1 protein-coding gene is annotated in these 478 nt (G+C 48.3%); it reads right to left on the bottom strand.

The genetic code is table 11. The features are described 5' to 3' along the window. Positions 1-478 (bottom strand): substrate binding domain-containing protein (locus tag AB4486_RS28595; protein ID WP_372120212.1); only part of this gene is annotated, 478 nt, incomplete at both ends.

Genomic DNA, 478 nt, shown 5'->3' with positions numbered 1-478 from the left:
ATCAATAACTTAATCTTGTTTGGTGGCTGGCGAGTAAAAGGGTACACCGCATAAATTCCCAGCTTTTTACCGACTAAATCAGGGAAGATATCCACCAGCTGGCCGTTACGAATATCGTGATACACCAGACAACGTGGCACGTACGCCACACCATGACCGCCCAAAGCGGCTTTTCGTAATGCCGTCGCGTTATCGGTAGAGAAAGAGCCAGAGACGCGCACGATGTATTTGTCGTTGTCGGTACAGCCATCCTTACTGTGTAAGAACTGCCACTCACTAGCGCCTGTCGTTTGATAAGCGTATTGCAAGCAATTGTGCTCAACCAAATCCTTGGGCTGCATCGGCTTACCGTTCTTAGCAATATAAGACGGCGAAGCGCACACCACCCATTGTGAATCCAATATATGACGAGCAATGAGGCTTGAATCTTCCAAGTAGCCGGTTCGAATCACCAAATCGAGACCATCCTCAACCAAGT

Origin of the sequence: Vibrio sp. 10N.222.55.C6 (genome assembly GCF_041473395.1) — a bacterium.
GTDB classification, from domain to species: Bacteria; Pseudomonadota; Gammaproteobacteria; order Enterobacterales; family Vibrionaceae; genus Vibrio; species Vibrio crassostreae_C.
Note: the sequence above shows the minus strand (reverse complement) of the source record. Positions and strands in the feature narration are given on the sequence as shown.